The sequence below is a fragment of the Cellulomonas fimi ATCC 484 genome, assembly GCF_000212695.1.
Classification (GTDB): domain Bacteria; phylum Actinomycetota; class Actinomycetes; order Actinomycetales; family Cellulomonadaceae; genus Cellulomonas; species Cellulomonas fimi.
Genome location: NC_015514.1, coordinates 1,628,334 through 1,642,724 on the forward strand (window position 1 = coordinate 1,628,334; position 14,391 = coordinate 1,642,724).

The window sequence follows — 14,391 nt, forward strand, 5'->3', positions numbered from 1 at the left end:
GGCCCGGGTCCCCGACGGCCCGCCTCGCACGTCCTAGGCTGCGTGCGTGCACCTCAAGACCCTCACCCTGCGGGGGTTCAAGTCGTTCGCGTCGGCGACGACCCTGACCTTCGAGCCCGGCGTCACGTGCGTCGTCGGGCCCAACGGCTCGGGCAAGTCGAACGTCGTCGACGCGCTCGCCTGGGTCATGGGGGAGCAGGGCGCCAAGTCGTTGCGCGGCGGCAAGATGGAGGACGTCATCTTCGCCGGCACCGCCGGCCGGCCGCCGCTCGGCCGGGCCGAGGTCGCGCTCACGATCGACAACACCGACGGCGCGCTGCCGATCGAGTACACCGAGGTCACGATCTCGCGGACCCTGTTCCGCAACGGCGGGTCCGAGTACGCCATCAACGGCCAGGGCTGCCGGCTGCTCGACATCCAGGAGCTGCTGTCCGACTCCGGCCTGGGCCGCGAGATGCACGTCATCGTCGGCCAGGGCCAGCTCGACGCGGTCCTGCGCGCGACGCCCGAGGAGCGGCGCGGGTTCGTCGAGGAGGCCGCGGGCGTCCTCAAGCACCGCAAGCGCAAGGAGAAGGCCCTGCGCAAGCTCGACGCGATGCAGGCCAACCTGACGCGCCTCGGCGACCTCACGGGGGAGATCCGCCGCCAGCTCGGCCCGCTCGGCCGGCAGGCGGAGGTCGCGCGCAAGGCGGCCGTCGTCCAGTCCGACCTGCGCGACGCCCGGGCACGGCTGCTCGCCGACGACCTCGCGCAGCTGACCGCGACGCTCGAGCAGGAGATCGCCGACGAGACCGCGCTGCTCGCCCGGCGCGCCGAGGTCGAGGGCGCGCTCGCGCAGCACCGCGACCGGCTCGCGGCGCTCGAGCGCGAGGCCGCCGAGGCGACGCCGCAGCTCACCGAGGCGACCGACGTCTGGTACCGCCTGTCGTCGCTGCGCGAGCGGCTGCGCGGCACCGCGTCGCTCGCGGCCGACCGTGTGCGGCTGCTCGGCAGCGCGGCGCCCGAGCGGCCCGGCGGTCAGGACCCGGACGACCTCGCCGCCCAGGCGCGGCGCGTGCGCGCCGCGGAGGCGGACCTCGCGACCGAGGTCGAGCAGGGGCGGGCGGCCCTCGAGGCGGCCGTCGCCGCGCGCCAGGAGGTCGAGCAGCAGGCGACCGCGGCCGAGAAGGAGCTCGCGACCGTCCTGCGCGGGGCCGCGGACCGGCGTGAGGGCGTCGCGCGCCTCGCGGGCCAGGTCGCCGCTCGCCGCAGCCGCGTCGAGGCCACGCAGGCCGAGATCGGCCGCCTGCGGGACACGCTCGCCGCGGCCCGCGAGCGCGAGTCGACCGCGAGCGAGGAGTTCGTCGCGCTCGAGTCCGAGGTCGCGGGCGTCGAGGCGGGTGAGGAGGGCCTGGACGCGGCGCACGAGGCCGCGGTCGAGGCGCTCGACGCCGCGACCGAGCACCTCGCCGTGCTGCGCGCGCAGCTCGCGGACGCCGAGCGCGAGCACGGCACGCTCGTCGCCCGGGCCGAGACGCTGGAGCTCAGCCTGGACCGCAAGGACGGCGCCGGGGCCCTGCTCGCCGCCGAGACCCTGACCGGGACGCTCGGGTCGGTCGCCGCGCTGCTCGCCGTGGAACCACGCGACGAGGAAGCCGTGGTCGCCGCGCTCGGTGCGGTCGCCGACGGCGTCGCGGTCGAGTCCGTCGACGCCGCCGTCGACGCGCTGCGCCACCTGCGCACCGAGGACGCCGGGCGAGCGTCGCTGCTCGTCGCGGGCGCGCCCCCCGCCGCCGACGTCGACCTGCCGCCGGGCGTGGACCGCGCCGTCGACCTCGTGCGCGCCCCGGCCCACGTGCAGGACACCGTGCGCGCGCTGCTCGCCGACGTCGTCGTCGTCGACGACCTCGCCGCGGCCCGCGCGCTGGTCGCGCAGCACCCGCACCTCGTCGTCGCGACGCGCGCCGGTGACCTCCTGTCGCGCACGCGCGCCTCGGGCGGCTCAGCGACGGCGCCCAGCGCGCTGCACCTGCAGACGGCGCTCGAGCAGGCCCGGGCCGGTGCGGCGGAGGCGACCGCGACCGCGGAGCGGCTGCGGTTCGAGATCGCCGGCGCGACGCGTGCGGAGCAGGAGGCCCGCGACGCGCACGACCGCACGCTCGAGCGCCTGCACGAGTCCGACGCCGCGCTCGCCGCGGTCGCCGAGCAGCTCGGCCACCTGGCGTCCGCCGTGCGGGCCGCACGCGCCGAGGCCGACCGTGCGCAGGCGACGCTGACCGCCGCGTCCACGACGCTCGAGGCGGACGCCGCCGAGCTCGCCGAGCTCACCGAGCGGCTCGCCGCCGCCGAGCAGGAGCCCGCCGACACCGAGGCCGCGATCGCCGAGGTCACCGCGCGTCGCGACCGCCTCGCGGGCCTGGCCACGGACGCGCGCGCACGCGAGACCGAGGCGCGGCTCACGCTGCGCACGGGTGAGGAGCGCGCCCGCGCGATGTCCGGCCGCGCGGCGTCGCTGGAGCGGGCCGCCGAGTCGGAGCGCGTCGCGCGGCGGCGCGCGGCCGAGCGGGAGCAGGTCCGGGCCCGGCAGTCCGCGGCCGCCGCGGCGGTCGGTGCCGGCGCCGCGCACGCGCTCACCGCGCTCGACGACTCCCTGCGCCGGGCGACCGCCGAGCGCGAGGCCGCCGAGACGGCGCGGGCCGAGCGCGAGCAGCACCTGTCCGCGACACGCGCACGCGTCGAGGAGCTCGCGGCCGAGCTGGCCCGGCTGACCGACGCGGCGCACCGTGACGAGGTCGCCCGCACCCAGCAGCGGCTGCGCGTCGAGCAGCTGCAGGCGCGGTCCGTCGAGGAGCTCGGCCTCGACCCGCAGGTCCTGCTCGACGAGTTCGGGCCGCACCGCGACGTGCCCGTCGTCCTGCCGCCCGGCACCGAGCCGGACCCGGGCGCGCCGACCGCCGTGCCGTTCGTCCGCGAGCAGCAGGAGAAGCGGCTGCGGGCCGCCGAGCGCGCCCTGTCCCAGCTCGGCCGCGTCAACCCGCTCGCGCTGGAGGAGTTCGCGGCCCTCGAGGAGCGCCACCGCTTCCTCACCGAGCAGCTCGCCGACCTGAAGAAGTCGCGCGCCGACCTGCTGGAGATCGTCCGTGAGATCGACGAGCGCGTCGAGCAGGTGTTCGCCGAGGCGTACCGCGACACGGCCGCGGCGTTCGACGTCGTGTTCCCGCGCCTGTTCCCGGGCGGCGAGGGCCGCCTGGTCCTCACCGACCCGGACGACATGCTGACCACGGGGATCGAGGTCGAGGCGCGCCCCGCCGGCAAGAAGGTCAAGCGCCTGTCGCTGCTGTCGGGCGGCGAGCGCTCCCTGACGGCCGTCGCGCTGCTCGTCGCGATCTTCAAGGCCCGGCCCAGCCCGTTCTACGTCATGGACGAGGTGGAGGCGGCGCTCGACGACGCGAACCTGGGGCGGCTGCTCGACATCTTCCGCGAGCTGCAGGAGGACTCCCAGCTCATCGTCGTGACGCACCAGAAGCGCACGATGGAGATCGCCGACGCGCTCTACGGCGTGACGATGCGCGGCGACGGCGTGACGACCGTCGTGAGCCAGCGGATGCGCGAGGACGTCCCCGCCTGACAGGTGTGGAGATTGTGTGCGGCTTGCCCGCCACACGGGTGAGGCGGCGCGACGGACGACGGGGCGCGGCCGAGACTGGGAGCGTGGTCGTGCTCATCGGGATCGTCGTGTCGCTCGTCGTCGCCGCCGCCGTGCTCGTGCTGGCGGGTGCCGAGGCGGCCGCCGACGCGCGCGGTGACAGCCGGGGCGGCCCCTGGCGAACGTTCCGGGACGGGTGGCGCGCACGGCGTCACCCCGACCCCGCGCAGCGTGCCGCTGCCGTCGCGGCCTCGGCGGACCCGGTCGACGTCTCGCTGCAGGAGCTCCTGAGCGCGAACGTCGAGCAGGGGGACGCGTACCTGCAGGTCGACGACCTCAGCGCGGCGCTCGAGCGCGCCGCCCGGCGTGCCGGCTCGGCGCTGCCGCGTCAGCAGCGCGGGGCCTGACGGCTTCGGACCGGTTCGCGGTCCGGGCGCACCGCCTGACGGCCCGCGACCGGTTCGCGTCGAGGGGCGCCCGGCAGACAGACTGTCCACGTGGACCAGGACCTCCTCAACACCCTGCTCGCCGTCGGGCTGCCGACCGTCGCCGTCGTGACGCTCGGCACGGTGCTCCTGCGCCGTCGCGGCTCGTCCCGGACGGGGACGACCGACACCAAGCCCCCCGCCGCCCCGCCGGCCGGCGCCCCCGCACCGCCCGCCGCGCCCGAGGCCCCGGCCGACGCCCGCCCGGGCTCGCCCACCGGCACGACCGCGCCGGAGCGCGCCCCCGACGACGTCGCCGAGCTCGAGGAGCCGCCCGTCCTCGAGGTGCCCGCGCCGGTCGCTGGTCGCCTGACCCGCCTGCGCGACCGGCTGTCGCGGTCCGGCTCGCCGCTCGGCACCCGGCTGCTGCAGGTCCTGTCGCGCGACCACCTCACCGAGGACGACTGGGACGAGCTCGAGGAGACGCTGCTCCTCGCCGACGTCGGCGCCGGCCCGACCACCGAGATCGTCGACGCGCTGCGCACCCGTGTGCGCGTCGAGGGGCTGCGCGAGCCGGGTCAGGTGCGCGCCGTCCTGCGCGACCAGCTGCTCGCGATCGTCGACCCGTCGCTCGACCGCACGCTCGGCACCGCCCCGACGACGACGCCGGACGGCGCGACCGTGCCCGCGGTCGTGCTCGTCGTCGGCGTCAACGGGACGGGCAAGACGACGACGGTCGGCAAGCTCGCCCGCGTGCTCGTCGCGGAGGGGCGCAGCGTCGTGCTCGGCGCTGCGGACACCTTCCGCGCCGCGGCCGCCGACCAGCTCGAGACGTGGGGCTCGCGCGTCGGCGTGCGCACCGTGCGGTCCGACCGGGACGGCGCCGACCCGGCGTCGGTCGCGTTCGACGCGGTCCGCACGGGCCGCGCCGAGGGCGTCGACGTCGTGCTCGTCGACACCGCGGGCCGGCTGCAGAACAAGGCAGGGCTCATGGACGAGCTGGGCAAGATCACGCGCGTCCTGACGCGCGAGGCGCCGCTGTCCGAGGTCCTGCTCGTCCTCGATGCGACCACGGGCCAGAACGGGCTCAACCAGGCCCGCGTCTTCGCGGAGGTCGCAGGCGTCACGGGCATCGTCCTGACGAAGCTGGACGGCACCGCGAAGGGCGGCATCGTCGTGGCCGTGCAGCGCGAGCTCGGCGTGCCCGTCAAGCTCGTCGGTCTGGGTGAGGGCCCGGACGACCTCGCGCCGTTCGACCCCGAGGCGTTCGTCGACGGGATCCTGCAGGGCTGACCCGCCGTCCGGGGCGTGGGACGCGCCCTCTCACGCCCCGGACGATCCGGACGTGCTGGACGTCCGCCCACCCCGAAACCGAACGTTTACGCGCGGGTGAGCGTTGTCACACCGCTGTAACACCGCCAGCGCATCGCCGAAACGGTCCTGCTCGACCTTGGTACCCGACCAGCCAGCCCCGGCTGGGAACGGGAGAGGCGACTCGATGGAATTCGAACTGGACAGCGGGAACACGGCGTTCATCCTCCTCGCCGCGTCCCTCGTGCTGCTGATGACGCCGGCCCTGGCGTTCTTCTACGGCGGCATGGTGCGCGGCAAGAGCGTGCTCAACATGATGATGATGAGCTTCGGTGCCCTCGGCATCGTCTCGCTCATCTGGGTGCTGTACGGCTACTCGGCGACGTTCGGCACCGACATCGGCGGCTTCATCGGGAACCCGACGGACTTCTTCGGCCTGCAGGGGGCGACCGACGACCAGAGCCTCATGGCCGCCACCGGCGTGCCGTTCCTGGTCGCGGCCGGCTACCAGCTGACGTTCGCCGTCATCACGGTCGCGCTGATCTCGGGGGCGATCGCCGACCGCTTCAAGTTCGGCACGTGGCTCGTGTTCGCGGCGGTCTGGGTGACCGTCGTCTACATCCCCCTCGCGCACATGGTCTGGGGCGGCGGCCTGCTCGGCGGCGGCTACTTCCTCGACGGCGCGCTGCCCCTCCCGATCGACTTCGCCGGTGGCACGGTCGTCCACATCAACGCCGGTGTCGCGGGCCTCGTGCTGGCCGTCGTGACGGGCAAGCGCCGCGGCTTCGGCCGCGAGCCGATGCGCCCGCACAACCTGCCGTTCGTCATGCTCGGCGCGGCCCTGCTGTGGTTCGGCTGGTTCGGCTTCAACGCGGGCTCGGAGTTCGCCGCCGACGCCACCGCCGGCCGCGCGTGGCTCAACACCACGGTCGCGACGGCCGTCGCGATGCTCGCCTGGCTCGGCACGGAGAAGGTCCGCGACGGGCACGCCACGTCCCTCGGCGCCGCGTCCGGCGTCGTCGCGGGCCTCGTCGCCATCACCCCGGCCGCCGCGGCGGTCGACACGTGGGGCGCGATCGCGATCGGTCTCGTCGCCGGCGTCCTGTGCGCCCTCGCGGTGGGGCTGAAGTACCGGTTCGGCTACGACGACTCGCTCGACGTCGTCGGCGTCCACCTCGTCGGCGGTCTCGTCGGCACGGTGCTCATCGGCCTGTTCGCGACGAACGAGAACGCCACGTGGTACCCCGAGGGCGCCGCGAACGGCCTGTTCTACGGTGGTGGCGTCGGCCAGCTCGCGACGCAGGTCGTGGTGGCGCTGTGCGCGGTCGTGTTCAGCGGTCTGGCGACGCTCGTCATCGCCCTGGTCCTCAAGGCCACGATCGGCCTGCGGGCGACGGAGGAGGACGAGGTCACCGGCCTCGACCTGACGACGCACGGTGAGACGGCGTACGAGTCCCTGGGCGCTGGCGCCCGTGTCGTGACGGAGGTGAAGTGATGACGAAGCTGGTGACGGCGGTCATCCAGCCGCACAGGCTGGACGACGTGAAGTCGGCCCTCGAGGCCGCGGGCGTCCGCGGGCTCACGGTGAGCGAGGCGAGCGGCTACGGCCGGCAGCGCGGGCACACCGAGGTCTACCGGGGCGCGGAGTACACCGTGGACCTCGTGCCCAAGGTCAAGATCGACGTGCTGGTCGCCGACGCGGACACCGCGAGCGTCACCGAGGTGATCGTGCGCGCGGCGCAGACCGGCAAGATCGGCGACGGCAAGGTCTGGGTCGTGCCGGTCGAGGACGTGGCTCGCGTCCGCACCGGCGAGCACGGCGACGACGCCCTCTGAGCAGGACGGTCCCGCGCAGCGCATGACGAACGACCGGCCGCCCGCGGGGGGCGCGGCCGAGCACGGGTCGCCGGAGGTCCCGCACCCCCCCGTCGGGGTGCGGGACCTCCGCGTCGAGCGGCTCGACCTCGCGGCCCGCCTCTCCGGCCCTTCCTCCGACGGCGTGGCACGCCGCGCCGCCGTCGTCGACCTCGTCCGCCACCGCCTCGCCGAGCTCTGGCGCGAGGCCACCGACGGGCAGGACGTCAACGGCATCGCCCTGGGCGCCGTCGGCAGCATCGGCCGCGGCGACGCCAGCCCGGTCAGCGACCTCGACCTGCTTCTCGTGCACGAGGGCCGCGGGCACTCGCCCGAGCAGCTCGCCGAGCTCGCGCAGCGGCTCTGGTACCCGATCTGGGACGCGGGGCTGGACCTCGACCACTCGGTCCGTTCGCTCGCGCAGTGCCGCCAGGTCGCCTCGAAGGACCTGCCGGCGGCGGTCGGCCTGCTCGACCTGCAGCCCGTCGCCGGGGACGCGGTCGTGATCGCGCGCGCCCGCTCGGCGCTGCTCGAGGACTGGCGGTCGGCGGCGCGGCGGCGGCTGCCCGAGCTGCTCGCCTCGACCCGGCAGCGCGCCGACCAGCACGGCGAGCTCGCCTACCGCATCGAGCCCGAGCTCAAGGAGGCCCGCGGTGGGATCCGCGACGCGGTCGTGCTGAGCGCGCTCGCCGCGACGTGGCTCACGGACCGCCCGCACGGCGCCGTCGACCACGCGTACGCGCACCTGCTCGACGTGCGCGACGCGGTGCAGGTCGCGACCCGGCGGCACACCAACCGGCTGCTGCTCGCCGACCAGGACGAGGTCGCGTCGCTCGTCGGCTTCGACGACCGCGACGACCTGCTCGCGAGCATCGCTGAGGCCGGGCGCGTCATCTCCTACGCGCTGGACACCACGGCTCGCAACGCCCGGCAGGCCCTGCAGCGGCCTGCTCGCAGGCCCGTCCTGGTGCGTGGCCGGCGGGCCGCGCCCCGCCTGCGCCCCATCGCCGAGGACCTCGTCGAGCACGACGGCGAGATCGTGCTGGCGGTCGACGCGCGCCCTGCCGACGACCCGCTGCTGTCCCTGCGGGCCGCCGCGACGGCGGCGCGCACGGGCCTGACCCTCTCGCCCGTGACGGTCGCGAGCCTCACCGCGACGCCGCCGCTGCCGACCCCGTGGCCGCGCGCGGCCCGCTCCGCCCTCCTGCAGCTGCTCGGCTCCGAGCACGCGCAGGTGCCGATCTGGGAGGCGCTCGACCTCGCGGGCGTCGTCACCACGTGGATCCCCGAGTGGGCGGGCGTGCGCAACCGGCCGCAACGCTCGCCCGTGCACCGCCACACGGTGGACCGGCACCTCGTCGAGACCGTCGCCCGGGCGGGCCGCGACCGCAAGGACGTCGCGCTCGGCGACACGCTCCTGCTCGCCGCGCTGCTGCACGACATCGGCAAGCGCGCGGGCGCGGGTGACCACTCGGTCGAGGGCGCACGCCTGGCGGGCCCGATCGTCACGCGCATGGGCTTCGACGAGCAGGTCGCGGCCGACGTCGCGCGGCTCGTGCGGGAGCATCTCACCCTCGTCGAGCTCGCGACGACGGAGGACCCGGAGGACCCGGCGACCGTCGCGCGCCTGCTCGACGCGGTCGACCACCGGGCGGACCTGCTCGCCGTGCTGCGTGCGCTGACCGAGGCCGACGCCTCGGCCGCCGGTCCGGCCGCGTGGAGCGCGTGGCGCGGCACGCTCGTCGACGACCTCGTCGCGCGGGCCGGACGGGTGCTGGCGGGTACCCTGGGACGTCCGTGACCCCCGAAGCGTGAGGACCGCCCGGTGTTCGCCACCCTGTCCGACCGACTGACGTCGACCTTCAAGAACCTGCGCACCAAGGGCCGTCTGTCCGAGGCGGACATCGACGCCACGGTGCGCGAGATCCGCCGGGCGCTGCTCGACGCCGACGTCGCCGTGCCGGTCGTGCGCTCCTTCACCGGGGCGGTGCGCGAGCGTGCGCTGTCCGCCGAGGTGTCGCAGGCGCTGAACCCGGCGCAGCAGGTCGTCAAGATCGTCAACGACGAGCTCGTGGCGATCCTCGGCGGGCAGAACCGCCCGCTCGCGATGGCCAAGCGCCCGCCGACCGTCATCCTGCTCGCAGGGCTGCAGGGTGCCGGCAAGACGACGCTGGCCGGCAAGCTCGCGCTGCACCTGAAGAACCAGGGCCACACGCCGCTGCTCGTCGCCGCGGACCTGCAGCGCCCCAACGCCGTCACGCAGCTGCAGGTCGTGGGGGAGCGTGCGGGGGTCCCCGTGTACGCGCCGCACCCCGGCAACCAGGGCGCCGACGACTACCTGCCGGCCGGTGCGGACCCCGTCGCCGTCGCCCGCCAGGGCCTCGAGACCGCGCGCACCCGCCAGCACGACGTCCTCATCGTCGACACGGCCGGCCGGCTGGGTGTCGACGCCGAGCTCATGCAGCAGGCGTCCGACATCCGTGACGCGGTCGAGCCCGACGAGGTCCTGTTCGTCATCGACGCGATGATCGGCCAGGACGCGGTCGCCACCGCGCAGGCCTTCGCGGACGGGGTCGGCTTCACGGGCGTCGTCCTGTCGAAGCTCGACGGCGACGCGCGTGGTGGTGCGGCGCTGTCGGTCGCGTCCGTCACGGGCCGCCCGATCCTGTTCGCGTCGACGGGCGAGAAGCTCACCGACTTCGAGGTCTTCCACCCCGACCGCATGGCCTCGCGCATCCTCGACATGGGTGACGTGCTCACCCTCATCGAGCAGGCCGAGAAGGCGTTCGACGCCGAGCAGGCCGAGAAGATGGCCGGCAAGCTCGTCAGCGGCGAGGACTTCACGCTCGAGGACTTCCTCGTGCAGATGCAGCAGCTGCGCAAGATGGGCCCGCTGAAGAACATGTTCGGGATGCTCCCCGGCATGGGGCAGATGCGGGAGGCGCTCGACAACTTCGACGAGCGCGAGGTCGACCGCATCGAGGCGATCATCCGCTCGATGACACCCGCCGAGCGGCAGAACCCCAAGATCATCAACGGCTCGCGCCGCGCCCGCATCGCGCGCGGCTCGGGCACCACGCCCACCGACATCAACCAGCTCGTCGAGCGGTTCGACGGCGCGCAGAAGGTCATGCGCCAGATGGCCAAGGGGGGCGGCATGTCGGGCATGCCGGGCATGGGGAACCTGCCCGGGATGGGCGGCAAGAAGTCACGCGGCCGCACCGCGGCCCCGGCGCGCAAGGTCAAGGGCAAGTCGGGCAACCCCGCGAAGCGCGCGGCGCAGGAGCGCGCCGCCGCGGACCGGTCGGTCGGCGCCCCGGCCGCGCCCGCGGGCTCGGCGTTCGGGCTCGGCGGCCAGCAGCCCGCGCAGCCCGACGTGGACCCGTCGAGCCTGCAGCTGCCGGGCGGGCTGGACCGCTTCCTCGGGCGCTGACGCGACCATGACGGGCGGGGTCCTGCACGTGCGCGGGACGGTCGTGCTCGACGACGACCGCGAGGCGGGTGAGGCCTGGGTCGTCGGCGGCCGCCTGACGTTCACGCGGCCGGCGGCTCGCGTGACGGCCACGCTCGACGGCTGGGTGCTGCCCGGGCTGGTCGACGTGCACTGCCACATCGGCCTCGCGGCCGACGGGCCCGTCGACGACGGGACCGCCGAGAAGCAGGCGCTCGCCGACCGCGACTCCGGGGTCCTGCTCGTCCGCGACGCGGGCTCGCCCGCCGACACCGGCTGGGTGCACGACCGCGACGACCTGCCCCGCCTGATCCGCTCGGGACGGCACCTCGCCCGCCCCCGGCGCTACCTGCGGCACTACGGCCGCGAGCTCGCGTCGGTCGACGACCTGCCCGGTGCCGTCCGCGAGGAGGCCGCGCGCGGCGACGGCTGGGTCAAGCTCGTCGCCGACTGGATCGACCGTGACCTGGGCCCCGACGGCGACCTGCGCCCGCTGTGGCCGCGCGACGTGCTGCACGAGGCGGTCGCCGCCGCGCACGCCGCGGGCGCCCGCGTCACGGCGCACACCTTCGCGACCGAGGCGCTCGACGACCTGCTCGACGCCGGCGTGGACTGCCTCGAGCACGCGACCGGCGCGACGCCGGAGCACGTCGAGCGCATCGCGGCGGCCGGCATCCCCGTCACCGCGACGCTCCTGCAGGTCGCCCGCTTCGAGGAGATCGCGGCGCAGGGCGAGGCACGCTACCCGCGCTTCGCCGCCCGCATGCGCGCGATGGGGGAGAGGCGGTACGCGCACGTGCGCGACCTGCACGACGCCGGCGTGCGGGTCCTGGTCGGTACCGACGCGGGCGGGACGCTCGGCCACGGGCTCGTCGCGCAGGAGGCGGCGGAGCTGGTCCGCGCCGGCATCCCGGACCACGACGTCGTCGCGGCCGCGAGCTGGCGCACGCGCGCCTGGCTCGGCGCCGAGGTGCTCGACGAGGGTGCGTCCGCCGATGTCGTGGTCTACGCCGCCGACCCCCGCCGCGACGTCCGCGTGCTCGCCGACCCGCGCGCGGTCGTGCTGCGCGGCACGCGCGTCCGCTGACGCGACCCGGCGGCCGCGACACGGGGACCCCCGCGGCGGGAGCGGTCCCGCCAGCAGGCGCAGGGACGGCCGCGACGCGCGCTCAGGCGCGTTCGCGGCCGACGCCCACCCCCCGCTTGTGCCGGACGACCTCCGGCGGCAGCGCGGACATGAAGCGCGCCCACGGCGTGGCGGCACGGCGGAAGTGCGCGGGGTTCAGCAGCACCGTGCCGCCCGTGCGGGTGACCAGCTCGACGTCGCCGTCGTCGTCCTCCCCGGCCAGCACGACGTCCTCCACCGTGACGTGCGCGGCGAGCGACGGCAGGGCGAGCTGGCGCGGGCCCAGCCAGATCTCCTCCCCGCGCCGCGGGCCGAAGAACCGTCCGGGGTGGACCGAGCCGGCCTCGGACAGCGCCGCGGAGAGCAAGCCCCGTGTCGCCGTGCCGCCCGACATGAGGTTGCGCATGAGCTCGCGCGGGCTGCCCTCGAAGGCCGGGTACATGTGGCGGTACGTGACGCCGAGGTCCTCGAACGCCGTGGCCGTCTCGTCGTCGAACCCGTCCGCCGGCACGACGAGGATCACGCGCGCGAGCGCGTCCTCGAGCAGCGCGCGGACCTGCTCGCGCGTGACCGCGGCGGCGTCCGCGACCTCGGTGGCCAGGTCGGGGGGCCGCGGCACACCGCGCAGGTCCGCCTCGGCGTTGAGGGCCAGCAGGCCGCGGTGGCCGTCGACGGACCCCATCTGCTCCAGCAGCACGGCGCGCGCGTGCGCCAGCACGTCGTCGTCGGGGCCGTCCGCGGCGACCCCGAGCAGCGTGCGGTACGCGTCGAGCAGGACGCGCCCCGCCCGCTGCTCCTCGGGGTCCATGCCGACGACCCACGCGGAGGTCGTCGCGTCGACCCACCACGACGCGAGCGCGACGCTGTACACCGCACCGTCGGCGTGCCGCAGGCGGCGCGTCAGCACCTCCTCGACGAGCGTCCCCGTCACCATGCGCGCGGCGGGCGTGCCGCCGACGAGGAACGACAGCGACGCGCCCCGGCCCGCGGGCGTGACGACGAGACCGGGCAGGGGCCCGTCGACGGGGGCCGGGTGAGCGGGCCGCGCGGGCGCGTCGCCGAGCGGCATGCCCACCGCGAGATCCTGCGGCGGCTCGGTCGTCAGGACGACGCGCGCGTTCCCGGCGACCATCCACCGCGCCGCGAACGCGTGCACGTCGGCCGCGGTGATCGCCGGCAGCGCAGCGTGCTCGACGTCGGCGAGCCCGAGCCCGGCTGCGCCGAACCGTGCCGACAGGGGGCCTGCGGCGGCGTACATCCCGGGCAGCCCGAGCTCGCGGCGGATCGTCGCGCGCTGCAGGTCGACCTCCTCGTCGGTCACGTCGCCGAGCGCGGCGATCGCGGCTCCCACGCGCCCGAGGAAGCCGACGACGGCGTCGGTGCGCCCTGACGCCCAGAAGACGAGGCTGTCGAGCGACGACTCCGCGTTGTGCTCGACGACGACCGGACCGACCCGGGCCATGACGAGGTGCTCGACGAGGTGGTGGATCCCGGTCGTGGCCGGCGTGACGTCGCGTGCGCCGACGCCGACGACGAGCCCGCCGAAGGTGTCGCCGGGGACGGGGGTCCACAGGACGGGCACGCCGTCGGCCGAGCGGGTCGTGCGGACGATGCCGTCCTGGTCGGTGGTCGTCATGAGGGCTGCTCCGTCGTCGGGGCCAGTGCGTGGAGCGAACCCTAGGCTCGACGCGGGCGCGGGCGGCACACGTTTGGGTGCACGTTGCGCCGTCTGGCACAATGGTCGGCTGTACCCGACGGCTGCAGCCCCTCTACCTGCGCCCGTCGTGTCCTCGGCCGGACCGGCGCGCCCTCCCCACGGGCAGCGCGGCGAGGCCACACCAGCAGACACCGGGAGAAGACCACACCGTGGCCACCAAGATCCGTCTCAAGCGTCTCGGCAAGATCCGTGCGCCGTACTACCGCATCGTCGTCGCCGACTCGCGCACCAAGCGTGACGGCCGCGTCATCGAGGAGATCGGCAAGTACCACCCGACCGAGGAGCCCTCGTTCATCGAGGTCAGCTCGGAGCGTGCGCAGTACTGGCTGGGCGTCGGCGCGCAGCCGACCGAGCAGGTCCTCGCGCTCCTGAAGATCACGGGCGACTGGCAGAAGTTCAAGGGCCTGCCGGGTGCCGAGGGCACCCTGCGGACCAAGGGCGAGAAGGTCGACCCGAAGGCCGCTGTCGAGGCCGCCGCCGCCGACGCCGAGAAGGTCAAGGCGAAGGCGTCGGAGAAGAAGTCCGCCGCCGAGGAGACGCCGGCGGAGACGCCCGCCGCCGAGGACGAGCAGGCCTGATGCTCGCCGACGCGCTCGAGCACCTGGTGCGCGGGATCGTCGACCACCCGGACGACGTGCGCGTCAGCTCGTCGTCGCTGCGGCGCGGCGAGCTCCTCGAGGTCCGGGTCCACCCGGACGACCTGGGTCGCGTCATCGGCCGGGGCGGTCGCACCGCCCGCGCGCTGCGCACCGTCGTCGGGGCGCTGTCCTCGGACGGGGCGGTGCGGGTGGACGTCGTCGACGTCGACCGCCGCTGACCTGACCGCCGCGGGCCCGCCCCGCGCGATCGGCTCCACGCAGGCCCGGTCCCCTAGCCTGGGGA

11 protein-coding genes are annotated in these 14,391 nt (G+C 75.5%); 10 read left to right on the forward strand and 1 reads right to left on the reverse strand.

Going from position 1 to position 14,391, the window contains the following annotated elements; all coding sequences use genetic code 11:
• The first annotated feature begins 46 nt into the window (after positions 1-46).
• From smc to CELF_RS07545, 8 genes are all read left to right on the forward strand, one after another.
• Positions 47-3,607, forward strand: a complete 3,561-nt coding sequence (smc, locus tag CELF_RS07510) for a chromosome segregation protein SMC (protein ID WP_013770653.1) — start codon at positions 47-49, stop codon at positions 3,605-3,607.
• Between the two features lie 83 nt (positions 3,608-3,690).
• On the forward strand, positions 3,691-4,032 hold the full coding sequence (locus CELF_RS07515) for a hypothetical protein (RefSeq protein WP_041553370.1): 342 nt from the start codon (positions 3,691-3,693) through the stop codon (positions 4,030-4,032).
• Between the two features lie 90 nt (positions 4,033-4,122).
• Positions 4,123-5,343 carry a signal recognition particle-docking protein FtsY gene (gene ftsY, locus CELF_RS07520; protein WP_013770655.1) on the forward strand — a complete coding sequence of 407 codons (1,221 nt, stop codon included), beginning with the start codon at positions 4,123-4,125 and terminating at the stop codon, positions 5,341-5,343.
• Positions 5,344-5,548: 205 nt separating this feature from the next.
• Positions 5,549-6,856, forward strand: coding sequence for an ammonium transporter (locus CELF_RS07525; protein ID WP_013770656.1), 1,308 nt, complete (start codon positions 5,549-5,551; stop codon positions 6,854-6,856).
• Complete coding sequence (locus CELF_RS07530; RefSeq protein ID WP_013770657.1) at positions 6,856-7,197, forward strand: P-II family nitrogen regulator; 342 nt, start codon at positions 6,856-6,858, stop codon at positions 7,195-7,197. The genes CELF_RS07525 and CELF_RS07530 overlap by 1 nt, the downstream gene beginning before the upstream one ends.
• A 22-nt stretch (positions 7,198-7,219) precedes the next feature.
• Complete coding sequence (locus CELF_RS07535) at positions 7,220-9,016, forward strand: [protein-PII] uridylyltransferase (protein ID WP_013770658.1); 1,797 nt, start codon at positions 7,220-7,222, stop codon at positions 9,014-9,016.
• Positions 9,017-9,040: 24 nt separating this feature from the next.
• Positions 9,041-10,648 (forward strand): signal recognition particle protein, encoded by a 1,608-nt coding sequence (gene ffh / locus CELF_RS07540; RefSeq protein ID WP_013770659.1) that lies wholly within the window; start codon positions 9,041-9,043, stop codon positions 10,646-10,648.
• Between the two features lie 7 nt (positions 10,649-10,655).
• Entirely contained in the window at positions 10,656-11,753 is a 1,098-nt protein-coding gene (locus CELF_RS07545) for an amidohydrolase family protein (protein ID WP_013770660.1), read from the forward strand.
• Between the two features lie 82 nt (positions 11,754-11,835).
• Here the strand turns inward: CELF_RS07545 and CELF_RS07550 are convergent, their stop codons facing one another.
• A complete protein-coding gene (locus CELF_RS07550; RefSeq protein ID WP_013770661.1) occupies positions 11,836-13,428 on the reverse strand; it encodes a peptidase M16 family protein in 1,593 nt (530 codons plus the stop codon).
• A 230-nt stretch (positions 13,429-13,658) separates the two neighbouring features.
• On the opposite strand from CELF_RS07550, the gene rpsP reads away from it, so the two are divergent.
• Both rpsP and CELF_RS07560 read left to right on the forward strand, forming a co-directional pair.
• Positions 13,659-14,087 (forward strand): 30S ribosomal protein S16, encoded by a 429-nt coding sequence (gene rpsP / locus CELF_RS07555; protein WP_013770662.1) that lies wholly within the window; start codon positions 13,659-13,661, stop codon positions 14,085-14,087.
• Positions 14,087-14,326, forward strand: a complete 240-nt coding sequence (locus tag CELF_RS07560; protein WP_013770663.1) for an RNA-binding protein — start codon at positions 14,087-14,089, stop codon at positions 14,324-14,326. Before rpsP ends, CELF_RS07560 begins: the two co-directional genes overlap by 1 nt.
• Positions 14,327-14,391: the final 65 nt, after the last annotated feature.

Coding starts and splice junctions, on each gene's coding strand:
- CELF_RS07535 (WP_013770658.1), top strand. CDS start 7,220: ATGACGAACGACCGGCCGCCCGCGGGGGGCGCGGCCGAGCACGGGTCG.
- CELF_RS07545 (WP_013770660.1), top strand. CDS start 10,656: ATGACGGGCGGGGTCCTGCACGTGCGCGGGACGGTCGTGCTCGACGAC.
- CELF_RS07550 (WP_013770661.1), bottom strand. CDS start 13,428: ATGACGACCACCGACCAGGACGGCATCGTCCGCACGACCCGCTCGGCC.
- CELF_RS07530 (WP_013770657.1), top strand. CDS start 6,856: ATGACGAAGCTGGTGACGGCGGTCATCCAGCCGCACAGGCTGGACGAC.
- CELF_RS07525 (WP_013770656.1), top strand. CDS start 5,549: ATGGAATTCGAACTGGACAGCGGGAACACGGCGTTCATCCTCCTCGCC.
- CELF_RS07560 (WP_013770663.1), top strand. CDS start 14,087: ATGCTCGCCGACGCGCTCGAGCACCTGGTGCGCGGGATCGTCGACCAC.